The following is a 16,001-nucleotide window of genomic DNA, read 5'->3' on the forward strand; positions in this document are numbered from 1 at the left end:
CATATCCTCTGAGGCAACAAGTGTTGTCTGTGAGGCATACAACACCCTCCCCAATCTCCAATCGTCAGCACGGAGACTTCGACCCTTCGCAGGAGTATCGTCGAAATCCCCAACCTCCGTGCATCAGCTCCAAGGACCGTTCATGGAATCTTCGGCTATAAACATCGCAATCGTGGTGGTGTACCTGCTCGCCATGCTGGCGTTCGGCTGGTGGGGCAAGTCCCGCACCAAGAACAACAGCGACTTCCTGGTGGCCGGCCGCCGCCTTGGCCCCTTCCTCTACACAGGCACCATGGCCGCGGTGGTCCTCGGTGGCGCATCCACCGTCGGCGGCGTCGGCCTGGGCTACAAGTTCGGCATTTCCGGTATGTGGCTCGTGGTGGCCATCGGCGCCGGTGTGCTGCTGCTGAGCCTGCTCTTCGCCGGCACCATCCAGCGCCTGAAGATCTACACCGTCTCCCAGATGCTCAGCCTCCGCTACGGCAGCAAGGCCACGCAGACATCCGGCATCGTGATGCTCGCGTACACCCTGATGCTGTGCGCCACGTCCACTGGCGCCTACGCCACCATCTTCGTGGTGCTCTTCGATTGGGAACGCTGGCTGGCAATCGCCGTTGGCGGGGCAATCGTGCTGGTCTACTCAACCATTGGCGGCATGTGGTCCATCACCCTGGCTGACCAGGTGCAGTTCATCATCAAGACCGTGGGCATCTTCTTCCTGATGCTGCCGTTCGTCATGAACGCTGCGGGCGGCATGGACGGCATCCGTGGGCGCCTCAAGGACAGCTTCTTCCAGATCGACGGCATCGGTACCCAGACGATCATCACGTACTTCGTTGTTTACACGCTGGGCCTCCTGATCGGCCAGGACATCTGGCAGCGCGTCTTCACCGCCAAGACCCCCACCGTTGCCCGCTGGGGCGGCGCCACGGCCGGTGTCTACTGCATCCTCTACGGCATCGCAGGTGCCTTGATCGGCCTGGCAGCCCGCGTGGCCTTGCCGGATATCGACGTCGCAAACCTCGGCAAGGACGTGGTGTACGCAGAGGTAGCAACCCACATCCTCCCCGTGGGCATCGGTGGCTTGGTCATGGCAGCGGCTGTCGCCGCCATGATGTCCACCGCCTCCGGCGCCCTGATCGCCGCCGCAACGGTTGCGCGCGCCGACGTCGTCCCGTTCGTGGCCAGCTGGTTCGGCAAGACCATCAACACTGACGACACCGAAAACCCCGAGCACGACGTCAAGGCAAACCGATACTGGGTCCTTGGCCTGGGCATCGTTGCGGTCCTGATTTCCATGGCCGCGCAGGACGTGGTGGTGGCCCTCACCATCGCCTACGACATCCTGGTAGGCGGACTCCTGGTCGCGATCCTCGGCGGCCTGGTGTGGAAGCGCGGCACAGGCATCGCGGCTGCATGGTCCATGGCAGTCGGCTCGGTGCTGACCCTGGCCCTGCTGATCATGTTCGCCGTGGGAGTCATCCCCAGCGAAGACGGCGTCTACGCGAACGAACCCATCTACTACGGCCTGGCGGCCTCATTCCTCGTTTACGTGGTCATCTCGCTCCTGACGCCGCGCACCGACCCCGCAGTCCGGGCCGCCTGGGACAAGCGCGTGGCAGGTGCGATCTCCGAGGAACTGCCGGTCGAAGCACACCCGGTCAGCTCCAATAAGGCCTACTGACCCGAACACGCAGGACAAGCGACACAAAGCAACGCCCGACGGCGGCGCTCCCCTCACGGGGCAGCGTCGCCGTTTTGCTGTACCCCCAGAAAGTACTCGTTGTGGGGCCTGCTCTGCGGGCTCTAACTCCATCCAACGCTGCAGAGCAGGCCCCACAACGAGAGAGCGCCCCAGAAAGAGAGCGAGCCCCACAACGAGAGCGCCGCGTGCGGTAGTGTTGTGCCAGCTTCAAGAGATGTGGTGCCAAGCTCCGACTGGCCACACACCAACCCCATGTTCACGGGTGGTTCGGATGAGGAAGCGGCCCGCCCCGGACCCAAGACAACCGAGCGGGCAAGAGCACTCCCCCAAGGAGAAGTACCTTGCCGTACCACGCCGACAGCAGCCAAGCCCCCACGTCGCCGGCACCCGGCGCCCAAACTACCGGCGCGAAGAAACCCGACTCGCAAAAAACCGGCACCCCCGCCGAACCCGCAGCCAGCAAGGTTACGGTGATCCCCGCCGTCGACCTCTTCCTGGGGATCGTCACCATAGCGACCGGAGCGAAGAGCGTGACGGTCCGGCACCCCGATCCGCGGTTGATCGCCCGGGCGCTTGCGCAGGCCGTCCGCCCCACCCAATGGTGCGCTGCGTCAGGGACTCTGACGGTGACCGTTGCCGCCGTCGGGAAGCCCATGGGGCTGCCGAGGCACTTTACCTTCCCGGAGCAAGCTGCCTAATCCTCTTCGTCTTCCTCCCGGAAGTCGTCTGTTTCATCGATCGGGACCACCCGTTCGTCATCCTCCGGTGCGTCCACTTCCTCCACCCAGGGCTCGTCCACTTCCTGGTCCTCCGCGTAGTCGTAGGCCGGGTCGGACTCCACAGTTGCCCGCTCCGGGTAATTGGCGTGTGATTCGGTGGTGTTCATGATGCAACCTCCGTCCCTTGGGCCGCGAACGACCCGATGACCTTGCGCGGGAGACCCCGCCCCTGTCATTCCATCTGAGCACCGGCCCACGGACCGGTCAAGGGGCCGAAATTACGGTGCACCGAACATTCCGGTTGAGGAATACCAGCCAAAAATCCCCGAGAATAACCGGTAGTGTGGGGCGTGCAATGGGGCCGCAACTACCCCACCCAGCACAGGAGAAAAAGTGCAACAGCACCAGGAATCCCACGGTCCGTCGAGCCCCGTTCCGGACCCCATCAACGAAACCGAAGCCCCGCAAGAGGCCGAAGCACCACAAACCGCGCCGACGTCCTCGGACATCAGGCGTTGGCGTCAGTACCTGGCGGACGAGCGGGCCGAAGCCGCCGTATACCGGGAACTCGCCCAACGCCGGGACGGCGAAGAACGCCAGATCCTCCTGGCCTTGGCCGAGGCCGAAGGCAGGCACGAAGCCCACTGGCTCAAGCTCCTCGGGGAGCACGCAGGAATGCCCAAGGCGGCGTCCGGCCGCAGCCAGTTCCTGGGCTTCCTGGCCCGCAACTTCGGATCGGTGTTCGTGCTCGCTTTGGCGCAGCGGGCCGAAGGCCGCTCCCCCTACGGCACCGAGCCGGCCGCAACGCCAGCCATGGTGGCCGATGAGCAGATCCATGAAGAAGTGGTCCGCGGGCTCGCAACCCGTGGCCGGAACAGGTTGTCCGGCACCTTCCGCGCCGCAGTCTTTGGCGCGAACGACGGCCTGGTCAGTAACCTTTCCCTGGTCATGGGTATGGCCGCCACCGGAGTGCCCAGCCCGGTGGTGTTGATGAGCGGCGTGGCGGGTTTGCTGGCCGGAGCCCTTTCCATGGGCGCAGGAGAATACGTCTCCGTGCGCTCACAACGGGAACTGCTCAACGCCACCCTCCCCACGCAGGCCACGCTTACCGCTGCGCCGTCCCTGGACATTGAGCACAACGAACTGGTTCTGGTGTATCTGGCCCGCGGCATGACCCAGGAAGCGGCCGAGCACCGGGCCGCCGAACGCATGGGATTGTTCAGCTGCGATTGCGATCCCAGCCTTTCCCTGCAGCCCGAGAAGCCGGCCGAGGACGAGCACGAATCCGTGGGCTCAGCCTGGGGCGCAGCGTTGTCCAGCTTCTGCTTCTTCGCCTCGGGCGCCATCATCCCCATCCTGCCGTTCCTGTTCGGCATGACCGGTGTCGCGGCGCTCATGGTGGCCGGTGTCCTGGTGGGCATCGCGCTGTTGGCGACCGGCGCCGTCGTCGGCCTTCTGTCCGGTACATCGCCCCTCAGCCGCGGCCTGCGGCAGCTTGCGATCGGCCTGGGAGCGGCAGCCGCCACGTACGGACTGGGATTGCTCTTCGGCGCAGCGATCGTCTGAGTTGGACGGCTCCGGCCGCAGCCCGTACTGTTGGTTCGTCCTCCGCGCTGCCCCGCGTGACCAGGGCGTGAGGAATGGAGAGCCGTGGACCCGGAGCGGGAAGAAGTGCGTGTGCCCAGGCACCGGCGCACGGGAACTGCTTTGCGTGTTCTCCGCGGTGTCCTCCTGGCCGTCGTCGCGGCCGTCATTGCCGTCCTGGTCAGCGGTTACCTGCACGGCGACCCCCGCATTACAGCGCTCTTTCCCGGGGCGGGTGTGCCCGGCACGCCGCAGCAAGGGAGCCAGGGGCAAGGGAAAGCCGCCCGCCCCGTTGACGCACCGCCGCCGGGGCTTGAGGAAGCAGACGCCCCGCTGGCCTCACCGCCGGCGCCCGGAACCACCAACGATTCCTACAAGTTCCTGGCGACCAACGACGACGGCACTCCCGTAGGGTACTCGCCCTGCCGGCCGCTGCATTACGTCGTCAACAACGCAACCGCACCGGAAGGATCCGACGCGCTGCTGACCACCGCCATCGCGAACATTTCTGCTGCGTCCGGCATCCAGTTCGTCAACGACGGCACCACCGACGAGCTGCCGGTTGAGCGCCGCGAACCCTACCAACCCGCCAAATACGGAGACCGGTGGGCTCCGCTCCTGATTTCCTGGACGACGCCGGAGGTCGCACCGGCCCTGGCCGACAAAGTGATCGGTACTGGCGGCAGCACCATGTACTCCCTCAACAACGGCCCCAAAAGCTACATCACCGGCAGCTTGGAGCTGGACACCCCACAGGTGACAGAGCTGATGTCCAGCGGAGGCGCGGACTACGTGCTGGCGGTCATGCAACACGAGCTGGGGCATGTCATGGGCTTGGACCACGTGGACGATCCCATCCAACTCATGTACCCGGAAATCGGGGCACCGGACGGGCTTGCCGCCGGCGACCTGAACGGCTTGCACCTGCTGGCATCGGCACCCTGCCGCAAGGACATCTGACAAGCTTCGCTTTCCAGCAGTCGCGCCATGGACTCGCGGCGTCGCCGGACTTATGCTGACGGTTACGGTCGACGGCGGCGCCCCCACCACCCGTCGCGGCCGCTACGTCAGGGGGTTCCATGGAACCTTTTGGGTCGTCCAAGTGGCCAGACCATGATCCTCCCCGGCCGAATTTCCTCCCAGTGGTTGCGCGTCCGCCCGAAGATCCGCCTGTCAGGCCGCCCATCAAGCACAGCAGCATCGCCGCCATCCTGTTCTTCTTCGGCATCCTCGGACTCGTCTGCGCGGGCGCCTACTTCAGCGGCGAACTCCAACAACTCGTCACCGGCTCGCCCCTTGTCCAAGGCCAACCACCACGGCCCGGGGTGGTGCCCTTTGGGCAGCGCCAGGATCCTCCACCCGGACTCGAGGAAGCCGACGCACCCCTTGGCAAACCTGCGCCGTTGAAGAAGACCAGCTCCTCGTACAAGTTCCTGGCCGTCAAGGAGGACGGGACCCCGCTGGCCTATTCGCCCTGCCGGCCCATCCACTACGTGGTCAACTCCGATCTTGCGCCGGCTTCCTGGCAGGCCATGGTGGAGGAAGCCATCCGGCAGGTGAGCCTCGCTACCGGACTGAAATTTATCTACGACGGTCCCAGCTCCGAGGTTCCTTCCACCAACAGGTCCGGGTACCAGCCCGCGAGGTACGGAGACCGTTGGGCGCCGGTGCTGATCGCGTGGAGCACACCGGAGCAGGTCCCCCGCCTGGCCGGACAGACCGTGGGCCTTGGCGGAAGCTCCTCCATTGGCCTGAGCAACGGCTACAAGGCGTACGTCACCGGCACGCTCTCCCTGGACGCTCCCCAGTTCGCCGGGATCATCGACACTCCCCACGGCCAGGAAATAGGCGTGGCTGTCATCATGCACGAACTGGGGCATCTTGTGGGACTGGACCACGTCAGCGACCCGCGCCAACTCATGTTCGACGAAGCATCCTGGGTTCGGGAGTACGCAGCCGGCGACCTTACCGGGCTGGCCCAACTTGGCTCAGGCGCCTGCAGCAAGGACTTCTGAGCAGCTTCCTCAGTGCCCGGTCACAACCGCGAGCGCTTCCTCCACGCTGTCCACCAGGAAGATCCGGCCTTCCATGGGCTTTCCGGCGGCCAGGCTTTGAAGCATTGGCCAGGCCGGGAAGGTCCGCTCCCAGTGGTCGCGTCCCACCAGCACCATGGGCGTGATGGTTTCGGGCGCGCCATAGTAGTTTTCGCACGCATCCTGGAAGATCTCCTGCACAGTTCCGGCCGCCCCCGGCAGGAAGACGATCCCGCCATTGCACAGTTCCAGCAGGATGGCTTCGCGGACGGCGTTGGCGAAGTATTTGGCGATGTGGGTGGCGAACAGGTTGGGAGGTTCGTGTCCGTAGAACCACGTGGGGATGCCAAGCGTCGGAGTGCCTCGCGGATGCTGTTGAACGACGGCTGCCGCCTGGCGCGCCCACGCTGTCACGGACGGCCTGAACCCGGGTACCTGGGCGAGCGTGTCAAGCGCGGCTGCGGTATCGGCGTCGGGCAGTCCGCTCAAGTAGGCGCCCATGTTGGCCGCTTCCATGGCACCGGGACCACCGCCGGTGGCGACGGCGAAGCCGGCTTTGGCCAGGAGCCGTCCCAACCGGGCAGCGTCGGCGAATTCGCGGGTCCCGCGCTGGGCGGCATGCCCACCCATGACTCCCACCAGTTTGCGGTCTGACAGGGCGCCTTGATCCAACAGTTCGTCCAGGGCATCACCGATCGCATGGTCGTGCAGGGCGGCAGCAAGGGTGGCATCCAGGCTCTTCCGCTGCCCGGGCAGGATGCTCCACTGGTAAATCCTGGCATCCAGGGTGGCCTCGTACTCTGTGGCGGAAATGTCATGGTAGAGCTCGTCGGCCGAGTAGAGGCTCCCCCGGTAGGGGTCGAACGGGATTCCCTGCATCTTGGGAAAGATGAGCGCCCCGCGGCGTCGGAGGCTCTCTTCCACGCCGTCGTCGAAAGTGCAGCCAAGGAAGATCGCGCCCTGGGGGTCCAGGGCCTTAAGCTCACGCGAATGTCCACGGAGGTCCAAAGACTGCGCGTGCCAACCGTGCATCGACCCGGCCCCTGCGGCCACCAGCCGGTCGAAGTGGACCACACTTTCGACGTCGAGTGTCCGCGGACTCGGGTTCAAAGCTCCGGTGCGATTCATGGTTTCAGCGTAGTGGCCTGAACCCTACCCATGCCCGGACCGAAGGAGTACAGTAACTCGCATTACGACGCCCATGGCTCTCTCGAGAGCGGGCCGAGTACATAACTTCATTCAGATGACGCTCTGGGGGCGTCGTAAAGTTCGCCGGCTGGGGGGCCCAACATCTGCTCGAAGGAGCATGGTTGTGGACCGTCCAAAACACTTTCGCCGTCCCCGTTTCCGTGTCATGACCCCACTTTTTTCCGCAAGCCATCGATTACTGACATGGCTTGCCGCTTTTTCCGTTGCCGTTTCAGGCCTGATGCTTGGCGTCACCGCGCCGGCTTCTGCGGCCGTTCCGCCCTGCCCGGGTACCGGTGGCGCCATGCAGATCGTGGCCCATACTGACGACGACCTGATCTTCATCAGCCCGGACTTCATGCGCGATATCCAAGCCAAGCGTTGCGTCCAGACCGTCTACACAACCGCCGGGGAAGCGGGCGAGGGGCCTGCTTACTGGAACAGCCTGGAAGACGGCATCCGGGCAACGTACGCAATGATGGCGGGGGTGGCCAATTCGTGGACGACCTCCGACGCCGGCGTTCCCGGCCGCGCCATCAGCGTCTATACCCTCAGGGATGCCCCCACCATTTCCGTGGTGTACCTGCGGCTCCCTGACGGCTTTCCCAACGGTAAAGGAAGCTCACGGTACGGGGGCCAAAGCATCCTTAAACTGTGGGACGGCCGGTTGTCCTCCATCCGTCCCGTGGATGGCTCTGCCACTTACACCAAAGAGCAGTTTCAAACCACGCTGAACACGCTGGTCAAGAATTTCCGGCCCACCACCTTCCGTACCCAGGATTGGACCGGGAACTTCAACGATCCCTATGACCACAGCGACCACTGGGCAACAGCGAAGTTCGCCCAGCTGGCAACCCGCTCGTACACAGGGCCGCATACTTCCTCCGCCTACGACGCCTACGTCATCGACGAGTACGCGCAGAACGTGACCGGTGCCGAGCTCACGGCGAAGGTGAACGCGTTTGTCCGTTTCGCCGACTTCGACAAATACCTCTGCGATACGCCATGCCCTGCCCCGCCTTACAGCGATTGGCTCAAACGGCAGTACATCACCGCCATCGAGTGGACCGGCAACGCAGCCAAGTCCCCCGGCACCACCGTGTCTGCGTCCTCGCAGAAAGCCTCGGCACAGAGCCCGGAGAAGGCGCGCGACGGCTACGCCTGGGGATCCCCGATGGACGCAAGCCGGGAATGGGTAACCAACGGTGGGAAGGCCGGAAGCTGGATCCAATACAACTTCTCCCCGGCACGCACCATCAACGCCGTGACGCTCTTCGACAGGCCGGTAGCCAGCGACCAGGTGACGGGCGGCAACCTGCAGTTCTCTGACGGCAGCACCGTCCCGGTTCCGGCACTGCCCAACAACGGCTCGGGCCTGACCGTCAACTTTCCGGCCCGGACGGTAAGCTCCCTGCGGTTCAACATCACCGCCGTCAGCAGTTCCACCACCAACGTGGGCCTGGCCGAATTCGAGGCGTACATCACCGCTGACACCGTCGCCCCCATAGTCACAGCCACACCTGAAGGCGGAACCTATGACATTGGGCAGAAGGTCACCCTCTCAACCAATGAGCCCGGGACCATCTACTACACCACCGATGGGTCCACGCCCACGACGTCGACTCCAACGAAGGTGAGCTACCCGAACACGGCAAGCATCACCATTGACGGCCCGCTGACCCTGAAGTACTTCGCAGTGGACAGCTCCAACAACGCGTCCGCAGTGGCCACGCAGACCTACTCCACGGGACCGGACACCACCAAACCAGTCGTGACCGCCAACCCGGCGGGAGGTGCGTACGCTGCCGGTACGTCGATCACTTTGACGGCCAATGAAACGAATTCGGTGATCAAATACACCACGGACGGCACGGATCCGGTGACGGCCGGGCTGGTGTACTCCGCTCCGATCACGTTCCCGGGCACCGGCCCCATGACGCTGAAGTACTTCGCTACCGACCCTGCCGGCAATGCCTCCGACGTCGCCTCGCAGACCTACACAGTCCCGGCAGACACCACGGCTCCCACAGTGACGGCCAATCCCACCAGCCGTCCGTTGGCCAGTGGAGCCACCATTTCGCTGTCTGCCAATGAGGCTGGGACAACCATCTACTACACCACCGATGGCAGCACGCCGACGGCAACGGAGAGCGCCACGAACTTCAAGTACGCGACTCCAATCGTGATGGGCAACTCGCCACTGGTGCTCAAATACATCGGAGTGGACACCGCCGGCAACACCTCCGCCGTCGGTACCCAGACGTACAGCGTTCCAGCGGCCGGGCCGCCGTCGGCCCATGATTTCGACGGTGACGGCAAAGCCGACGTCCTGGCCTCCGATGCGACCGGAAACCTGTACCTGTACCCGGGTGACGGCGCTGGCGGCCTGCAGGCCAGGAAGCTTGCCATACCAGCCTCGGACTGGTCCACCGTTACTGATGCCATCACCCCCGGGGACTTCAATAAGGACGGCAAGTCCGACGTCGTAGCCCGCGCAGGCGATGTCCTGTGGCTGTATCCGGGTGACGGGGCCGGGGGCTTCGGTGCGCGCTCGCAGATCAGTACCGGCTGGAGTGCCATGACCCAGCTGTTCTCCCCCGGGGACTTCAGCGGCGACGGCATTCCCGACATCATGGCCCGGCGCAGCACCGGCGACCTCCGCCTCTACGCAGGGAACGGCAGCGGCGGGCTCAGGGCGCCCACCACGGTGGGAACGGGCTGGAATGTCATGAATGCAATCTTCAGCACAGGGGACTTTAATGGAGATGGTAAAGCAGACGTGCTGGCCCGGCGCACGGATACCGGCGCACTCTGGCTCTATCCCGGCGATGGAGCCAGCGATTGGTTGCCGTGGAAGCAGATCTCCACGGGCTGGGACAACAGAACATCGATGGCAGGGCCCCGGGACCTGGACGGCGACGCCAAGAATGACGTTCTCGGCCGCATCGGAGACACCCTGTGGCTGTATCCGGGCTCGGGCAGCGGAACGTTCATCAACGTTCCACCCACCAGCCTCGGTACCGGTTGGCAGGCGATGAAGATCATCGCCTGACCGGCCCCATGAACCTGGCGCGGGTCGGAGTTTTCCCCCAGACTCTTCGGCCCGCGTCAGCCATGTCCACACCCTCTCCCGCATCCCACCCCCTTCAGCCGGACGCTCACTCACATCCCCACCCCTTCAGCCAGACGCTCACTCACATCCCCACCCAATGTTTGACAGGACAATCTGACAACCTCTAGTCTCACTTCAGGAATCCCTCTCAGGAGATGACCTTCTGCTGCACCGACGGAGACAGAAATGACCAAGAACGTGACCCTCGGCCTCGTAGGCGTAGGCCGGATCGGCGTGATGCATGCCAAGAACATCGGCGCACTCAACGAGGCCCTCAACCCGGACGGCATCCACGTGAGCCTGAAACTGACGGATGTGGCAGAGGACCATGCCCGCGCAGTGGCGACCAGCGTGGGCGCCGAATTCCTGGGATCGGTGGAGGAGCTCATCACGTCCGGCGTGGACGGCCTGGTCATTGCGACAGGCACAGCCACTCACCCTGGACTCATCCGCGCAGGGGTGGACGCAGGCATCCCGGTCTTCTGCGAAAAGCCCGTGGCCGTAAATGTTCCGGAGTCACAACCCGTCCTCGACTACATCAGCGAGAAGTCGGGCATCGTCCAAATCGGTCACCAGCGTCGATTCGATGCCGGGTACTTGGAGGCCAAGCGGGCCTACGAGGCCGGGGAGCTTGGTTGGATCCACTCACTTCGGGCTGTCACCTGCGACATGACCCCGCCGCCGGTGGAGTTCCTGGAAACGTCGGGCGGTTTGTTCCGCGACTGTTCAGTCCACGACTTCGACATCCTTCGCTGGCTCACCGGCAAGGAAATCGTGGAAGTTTACGCCAAGGGTTCCAACAACGGCGACCCGGCCATCGGTGAGGTGGGCGACGTCGACACCGCCCTGGCTCTGGTGACGTTCGACGACGGCACGGTGGGTACGGTATCGGCCAGCCGCTACAACGGAGCCGGGCATGATGTCCGCCTGGAACTTCAAGGCTCCGAGCAATCAGTGCTGGTGGGAATGGACCAGCAGATGGCGATGAGGTCGGCCGAGCCCGCAGTGACCTTCCCGAATGGCACTCCGCACACCACGTTCGCCGAGCGGTTTGACCAGGCCTACCGGGCCGAGATGGCGGCCTTCGTAGAGGTTGTGCTCGGCAAAAGTAAGAATCCTTGCACTCCCGAAGACGCCGTGGCTGCGTCAAAGGTAGCCGACGCAGCACAGCTATCCCTGGAGACCGGCGTCCCCGTCAAGGTCCAGGCCTAGCATCAGCGTGCAGCACACGGAACGGTGAACGGCGCGTCCGGGGCGGGGGCCGTAGCCGCCGCCCCGGACGCAGCACGGGACTCTTAGGCAGGGACGTTGAACGATGCCTCAAGGGCTGCGTCGGCATCGCGAAGCACCTGTGCCGCGACCTCGAGCCCCTCGATCCGACCCAGCGAGACGTCCTCGTGCTCGATATTGACCAGCATGTTCGGATCGACCTCGTGCAGGGCCCGGAGGAACTCGGTCCAGAACGCGGTGTCGTGACCACGGCCCAGGGCCACGAAGTCCCAGGCAGAGTTCTTGGGCCATTCGTTGGCCCATTCGTCGCCACCAAGGCTGGTCCGGTCCTCGTCTGCGGAAAGGCGCCGGAAGCTGTTGTCCAGCACGCCATAGAGCGCAGCGTTGTCCTTGTTCACCCGGACGTCCTTGGCCGCAGCCTGGAGGACCAGCGGCCCAAGTTCGCGGACCACCGCCACGGGATCCATCTGCTGCCAGAACAAGTGGGATGCGTCCAGTTCAACGCCCACATGGGTTGCTCCCGTAAGCTCAACAAGCTTGTAGACATCGGCAGTATTGAAAACAATGTTCTGCGGGTGCAGTTCCAAGGCCACCTTAACGCCGTGGTCTGCGGCGAGCCGGTCGGTTTCCTTCCAGAAGGCTGCTGCCACTCCCCACTGGTAGTCCAGGACGTCCAGCGCCGCAGAGTTCCAAGCGTTGACCACCCAGTTCACCGTGGTGGCGCCCGGCTCTCCCCCGGGCAGCCCGGACATGGTCACCACGCGGTCCTGGCCGAGCCGGCTGGCCAAGCGGATGGAACGACGGATGTCTTCGGCGTGCTTTTCGCCAATTTCCCGCTTGGGATGCAGGGGGTTGCCGTTGCAGTTCAGGCCTGCAATCGAGACACCGGTGCCCTCAAAGATCCCGAGGTAGTCGTCGCGGGCGGCGTCGCTTTCCAGGATCTGGTCGAACGTGGGGACATGCACGGCGGGAAGGAATCCGCCGGTGTTGATCTCGATGCCAGTCAGGCCAAGGTCGGCGATGACTTTGAGCGCTTCAGGAAGCGGACGGTCGTGGAGGATCGCGTTGTAGACCCCGAGCTTCATAGCGTGATCTTCTTTCCGTTGTCCAGGGCGGACTCAGTGACCGCGCCGAGGAGTTCCATGTTGCGGACACCTTCGTCGAACGTCGCGCAACGGGGCAGGGAGTCCGCTTCGGCCAAGCCCGCGACCTCTTCGAGGAAGGCCCGTGCCTGGTATCCGAAGGCATCGTTTTGGCCGAAGCCGACTTCCGGGGCGTCCATGGCCAGGCCGCCAGCAATGTAGGGGTGTCCTGGGCCCAGGATCACTTGGCGGTACCCGCCTTGCAGGCCGGAGCCATCGTTGAGGAAGAGCTGGATTTCGTTGGGGCGGCGCTGGTCGAACTTGGCTCCGCCGTTCTCGCAGAAGACCTCGAATTGGAGGCTGTTGGCGTGTCCTGCCGCAACGCGGGACACTTCGAAGCTGCCGGCACCGTTGGTGAACTCGGCGTTGAAGGCTGCGTAGTCGTCGTTTTCCACGGCCTCGAAGGTGTCGCTGACGGCAACATGGTCGTGACCCATCACGGCGGTCAGTGGCAACGGGCGCTTATCGATCGCAGTGGACAGCCTGCCACCGCTGATGGACTTGATGTCGCCGCACAGGAATTCGGACACATACGTCAGGTGGCTTCCGACGTCGGCCAACGCACCGGAGCCGGGTCCGCCCTTGTAGCGCCAGCTCATGGGAGCCGAAGGGCTGAAACCATAGTCCGTCCAGTACCGGCCACTGAAGTGCAGGACATTTCCGAGCACTCCATTTTGGATCAGTTCGCGGATGTAGGCGATGCCGGGTGTGCGGCGGAAGGTGAAGCCGATGCGTGCCAGGACTCCACCAGCCTCAGCGGTGCGTGCCGCTTCCGCCATGGCACGGGCGTCGTCCAGGGTGTCACTGAGCGGCTTTTCGCAGAGGACGTGCTTCCCGGCGGCGAGCAGGCCTTCAACCACCTCGCGGTGCAGGGAGTTGGCGATCACCACGCTGACGACGTCGATGTCATCGGCTTCGGCAATGGCCTGCCATGACGTGTCGTTGCGTTCGTAGCCGAATCGGCGTGCAGCCAAGGAGCCGAACTCGGCATTGACGTCGCCAATGGAAACGAGGCGGATGTTGGGAAGCACGGGGCTATAGAGGGCGGATGCCGTGCGGTATGCGGCAGCGTGGGCCTTGCCTGCCATGCCTGCTCCGATGACGGCTACGCCGAGGCTTTCAGCCATTGATTTCTCCTTCGAAATTCTGCCGTCGCATGAGGATCGTCCGGCATTTTGTAGCGCTACAATTTTTACGCTGGACTTGAGCGTAACCATGTCTATATGTCCTGTCAATCCTTAACGGACTATCCTCGGGGGAGGACACGAAAGGCAGCCAATACGTTGAACAACAACCGACGCCCCACGCTCTACGACGTCGCCACCCAAGCCGGCGTTTCGCCGTCGTTGGTTTCGCTGTTCCTCAAAGACCCCGAAAGAATCAGCGAAAAGCGCCGCAATGCCGTCCGGGACGCCATCACTGAACTGGGCTACCGGCCGAGCCGTGCCGCCACCACCCTGGCAAGCAGCAGCACGAAAAGCATCGGCCTGGTCATCGATGACTACCGGAACCCCTGGTTCGTTGACCTGCTCCGTGGAATGGAATCAGTCCTTTCAAACCTTGGGTACCAGGTGATGCTTGCGGACTCCAGGCCGGGCGAAAACCGGATCAAGGAAGCAACAGACGGTCTGCTTGCCATGCACGTCGATGCGCTGGTGATAGCCGCCGAACCGAGCGAGGCCATGCTCGCCAAGACCTGGGTACCCACCGTGGTGGCCGGCTGGCGCAAAGGCGTGCCGAAGGGCGCCGACCTCATCACCAATGATGACGACGGCGGCGGAAGCATGGCAGCCGACCACCTGTTGGGTTTGGGCCACGTCCGCATCGGCCACGTCTCAGGGTCCGACGGCGCCTCCGCACACCGGCGCGCCGGTTACCGTCGCGCCGTGGAAGCTGCCGGCGTCGAGCCTGTCATCAGCGAGTCCACCGGAACGTCGGAGGAAGACGGCTACGAGACAGCAAGCCGGCTCCTGGAGCGCCATCCGGACACCACTGCGATCTTCGCAGCGAACGACTCCATGGCCCTGGGCGCCTTCGCAGCCATCAAAGCACGCGGCCTGTCAGTACCTGCCGACGTTTCGGTGATCGGCTACGACAACTCCCCCTTGGCCAAGTCGCGTTTCCTGGACCTGACGTCCATCGACAACCGCAGCGACATTGTTGGGGCGGACTCCGCCCGCAGGCTACTGGCCCGCATAGCGGATCCGACACTGGCACCGGAGCGCAAGCTCATTGAGCCAACCCTGGCCCTGCGGGGCACCACGGCGCCGCTTCGCTAGGGTTGGCTCCTTGCCTAAAACAGTCCTGCCCGGAGCCAACATGCGCTCCGGGCAGGACTTTCAGCAGCTACCGCGTCAGTGCCGCTTAGTGGCGTTTTCCGGAACGGATTCCTCCACACCGGCCACCTCGGCCTTGACTTCCTCAAGGGCGTCGGAGTGGCCACCGAGCTGCTCCAACTCGTGGGCCAGCTCTGCGAGTTCTGCACCGCCGGCCATCTGGGCCGTCAGCTCATCCAGGGTGATGTCCTTCTTGTCGTAATACCCAATCGACTTGCCCCGCTTGAGCAACAGGAACCGGTCGCCCACGGGGAAAGCGTGGTGCGGGTTGTGGGTGATGAAGATGACGCCCAGGCCACGGTCGCGGGCCTGCAGGATGTAGCGGAGCACCACGCCGGACTGCTTCACGCCAAGTGCCGCAGTGGGCTCGTCAAGGATCAGGACCTTGGCCCCGAAGTACACGGCGCGCGCGATCGCCACGCACTGGCGCTCACCGCCGGACAGCTGTCCGATGGGCTGCTCCACATCGCGGAGGTCGATGCCCATCTGGGCCAGTTCGCTGAGCGTGATCTCCTTCATTTTCTGGACATCCATGCTCTTGAACGGTCCAAATCCCTTGGTCAGTTCAGAGCCGAGGAAGAAGTTGCGCCAGATGGGCATCAGCGGAACAACTGCCAGGTCCTGGTACACCGTGGCAATACCGGCGTCGAGCGCGTCCCTTGGTGAGTTGAACTTTCTGGCATCGCCCATCACGTGCAGGGTGCCTTCGTCGTGCTGGTGCAGGCCGGCGATGATCTTGATCAGGGTTGACTTGCCTGCACCGTTGTCGCCCAGGACACAGGTGACACGGCCGTTGTCCACGGCCATGGTGACATCCCGCAGCGCGATGATGTTGCCGTAGTGCTTGCCCACTCCATCGAGGGACAGCAGGTGGACCGGTGTGTGTGTCAAGGGATCCTTCTCGCCTTTCAGCAGGGTTTGCTGATCGATCTGTTGTGCGTTCATTGTTCCG

13 protein-coding genes and 1 riboswitch are annotated in these 16,001 nt (G+C 64.0%); of the genes, 8 read left to right on the forward strand and 5 right to left on the reverse strand.

From position 1 onward, the window contains the following. Positions 1-142: 142 nt before the first annotated feature. Positions 143-1,684 (forward strand): sodium:solute symporter, encoded by a 1,542-nt coding sequence (locus NEK97_RS05255; protein ID WP_257368866.1) that lies wholly within the window; start codon positions 143-145, stop codon positions 1,682-1,684. A gap of 226 nt (positions 1,685-1,910) precedes the next feature. Further along, positions 1,911-2,030, forward strand: a riboswitch (SAM riboswitch). Positions 2,031-2,046: 16 nt separating this feature from the next. Continuing rightward, entirely contained in the window at positions 2,047-2,403 is a 357-nt protein-coding gene (locus tag NEK97_RS05260; protein WP_257368867.1) for a hypothetical protein, read from the forward strand. Here the strand turns inward: NEK97_RS05260 and NEK97_RS05265 are convergent. Further along, positions 2,400-2,591 carry a hypothetical protein gene (locus NEK97_RS05265; RefSeq protein WP_235519049.1) on the reverse strand — a complete coding sequence of 64 codons (192 nt, stop codon included), beginning with the start codon at positions 2,589-2,591 and terminating at the stop codon, positions 2,400-2,402. The two genes, NEK97_RS05260 and NEK97_RS05265, sit on opposite strands and share 4 nt — an antisense overlap. Positions 2,592-2,817: 226 nt before the next feature. Here NEK97_RS05265 and NEK97_RS05270 point away from each other — a divergent pair, with 226 nt between their 5' ends. From NEK97_RS05270 to NEK97_RS05280, 3 genes are all read left to right on the forward strand, one after another. After that, positions 2,818-3,990, forward strand: a complete 1,173-nt coding sequence (locus NEK97_RS05270; protein ID WP_374111510.1) for a VIT1/CCC1 transporter family protein — start codon at positions 2,818-2,820, stop codon at positions 3,988-3,990. 84 nt (positions 3,991-4,074) lie between these two features. Then, positions 4,075-4,968, forward strand: a complete 894-nt coding sequence (locus NEK97_RS05275; protein WP_257368868.1) for a matrixin family metalloprotease — start codon at positions 4,075-4,077, stop codon at positions 4,966-4,968. A gap of 182 nt (positions 4,969-5,150) precedes the next feature. Further along, a complete protein-coding gene (locus NEK97_RS05280) occupies positions 5,151-6,023 on the forward strand; it encodes a matrixin family metalloprotease (RefSeq protein WP_257368869.1) in 873 nt (290 codons plus the stop codon). Positions 6,024-6,032: 9 nt separating this feature from the next. Here NEK97_RS05280 and NEK97_RS05285 read toward each other — a convergent pair whose 3' ends face one another. Next, complete coding sequence (locus NEK97_RS05285; RefSeq protein WP_257368870.1) at positions 6,033-7,169, reverse strand: LOG family protein; 1,137 nt, start codon at positions 7,167-7,169, stop codon at positions 6,033-6,035. A 301-nt stretch (positions 7,170-7,470) separates the two neighbouring features. Between NEK97_RS05285 and NEK97_RS05290 the strand changes: the two genes are divergently transcribed. Next, positions 7,471-10,281, forward strand: a complete 2,811-nt coding sequence (locus tag NEK97_RS05290; protein WP_257368871.1) for a chitobiase/beta-hexosaminidase C-terminal domain-containing protein — start codon at positions 7,471-7,473, stop codon at positions 10,279-10,281. A gap of 246 nt (positions 10,282-10,527) precedes the next feature. Then, positions 10,528-11,553, forward strand: a complete 1,026-nt coding sequence (locus NEK97_RS05295; protein ID WP_257368872.1) for a Gfo/Idh/MocA family oxidoreductase — start codon at positions 10,528-10,530, stop codon at positions 11,551-11,553. Between the two features lie 83 nt (positions 11,554-11,636). On the opposite strand, the gene NEK97_RS05300 is transcribed toward NEK97_RS05295, so the two are convergent. After that, a complete protein-coding gene (locus NEK97_RS05300; RefSeq protein WP_257368873.1) occupies positions 11,637-12,656 on the reverse strand; it encodes a sugar phosphate isomerase/epimerase in 1,020 nt (339 codons plus the stop codon). Beyond that, positions 12,653-13,840 (reverse strand): Gfo/Idh/MocA family protein, encoded by a 1,188-nt coding sequence (locus tag NEK97_RS05305; RefSeq protein ID WP_257368874.1) that lies wholly within the window; start codon positions 13,838-13,840, stop codon positions 12,653-12,655. The genes NEK97_RS05300 and NEK97_RS05305 overlap by 4 nt, the downstream gene beginning before the upstream one ends. 156 nt (positions 13,841-13,996) lie before the next feature. Here NEK97_RS05305 and NEK97_RS05310 point away from each other — a divergent pair, with 156 nt between their 5' ends. After that, positions 13,997-14,992, forward strand: coding sequence for a LacI family DNA-binding transcriptional regulator (locus NEK97_RS05310; protein WP_257368875.1), 996 nt, complete (start codon positions 13,997-13,999; stop codon positions 14,990-14,992). Between the two features lie 75 nt (positions 14,993-15,067). Here the strand turns inward: NEK97_RS05310 and NEK97_RS05315 are convergent, their stop codons facing one another. Then, the gene (locus tag NEK97_RS05315; RefSeq protein ID WP_211712911.1) at positions 15,068-15,994 is read right to left on the reverse strand and encodes an ATP-binding cassette domain-containing protein; all 927 of its coding nucleotides are present in this window, start codon (positions 15,992-15,994) and stop codon (positions 15,068-15,070) included. Positions 15,995-16,001: the final 7 nt, after the last annotated feature.

Origin of the sequence: Paenarthrobacter sp. UW852 (assembly GCF_024608385.1) — a bacterium.
Classification (GTDB): domain Bacteria; phylum Actinomycetota; class Actinomycetes; order Actinomycetales; family Micrococcaceae; genus Arthrobacter.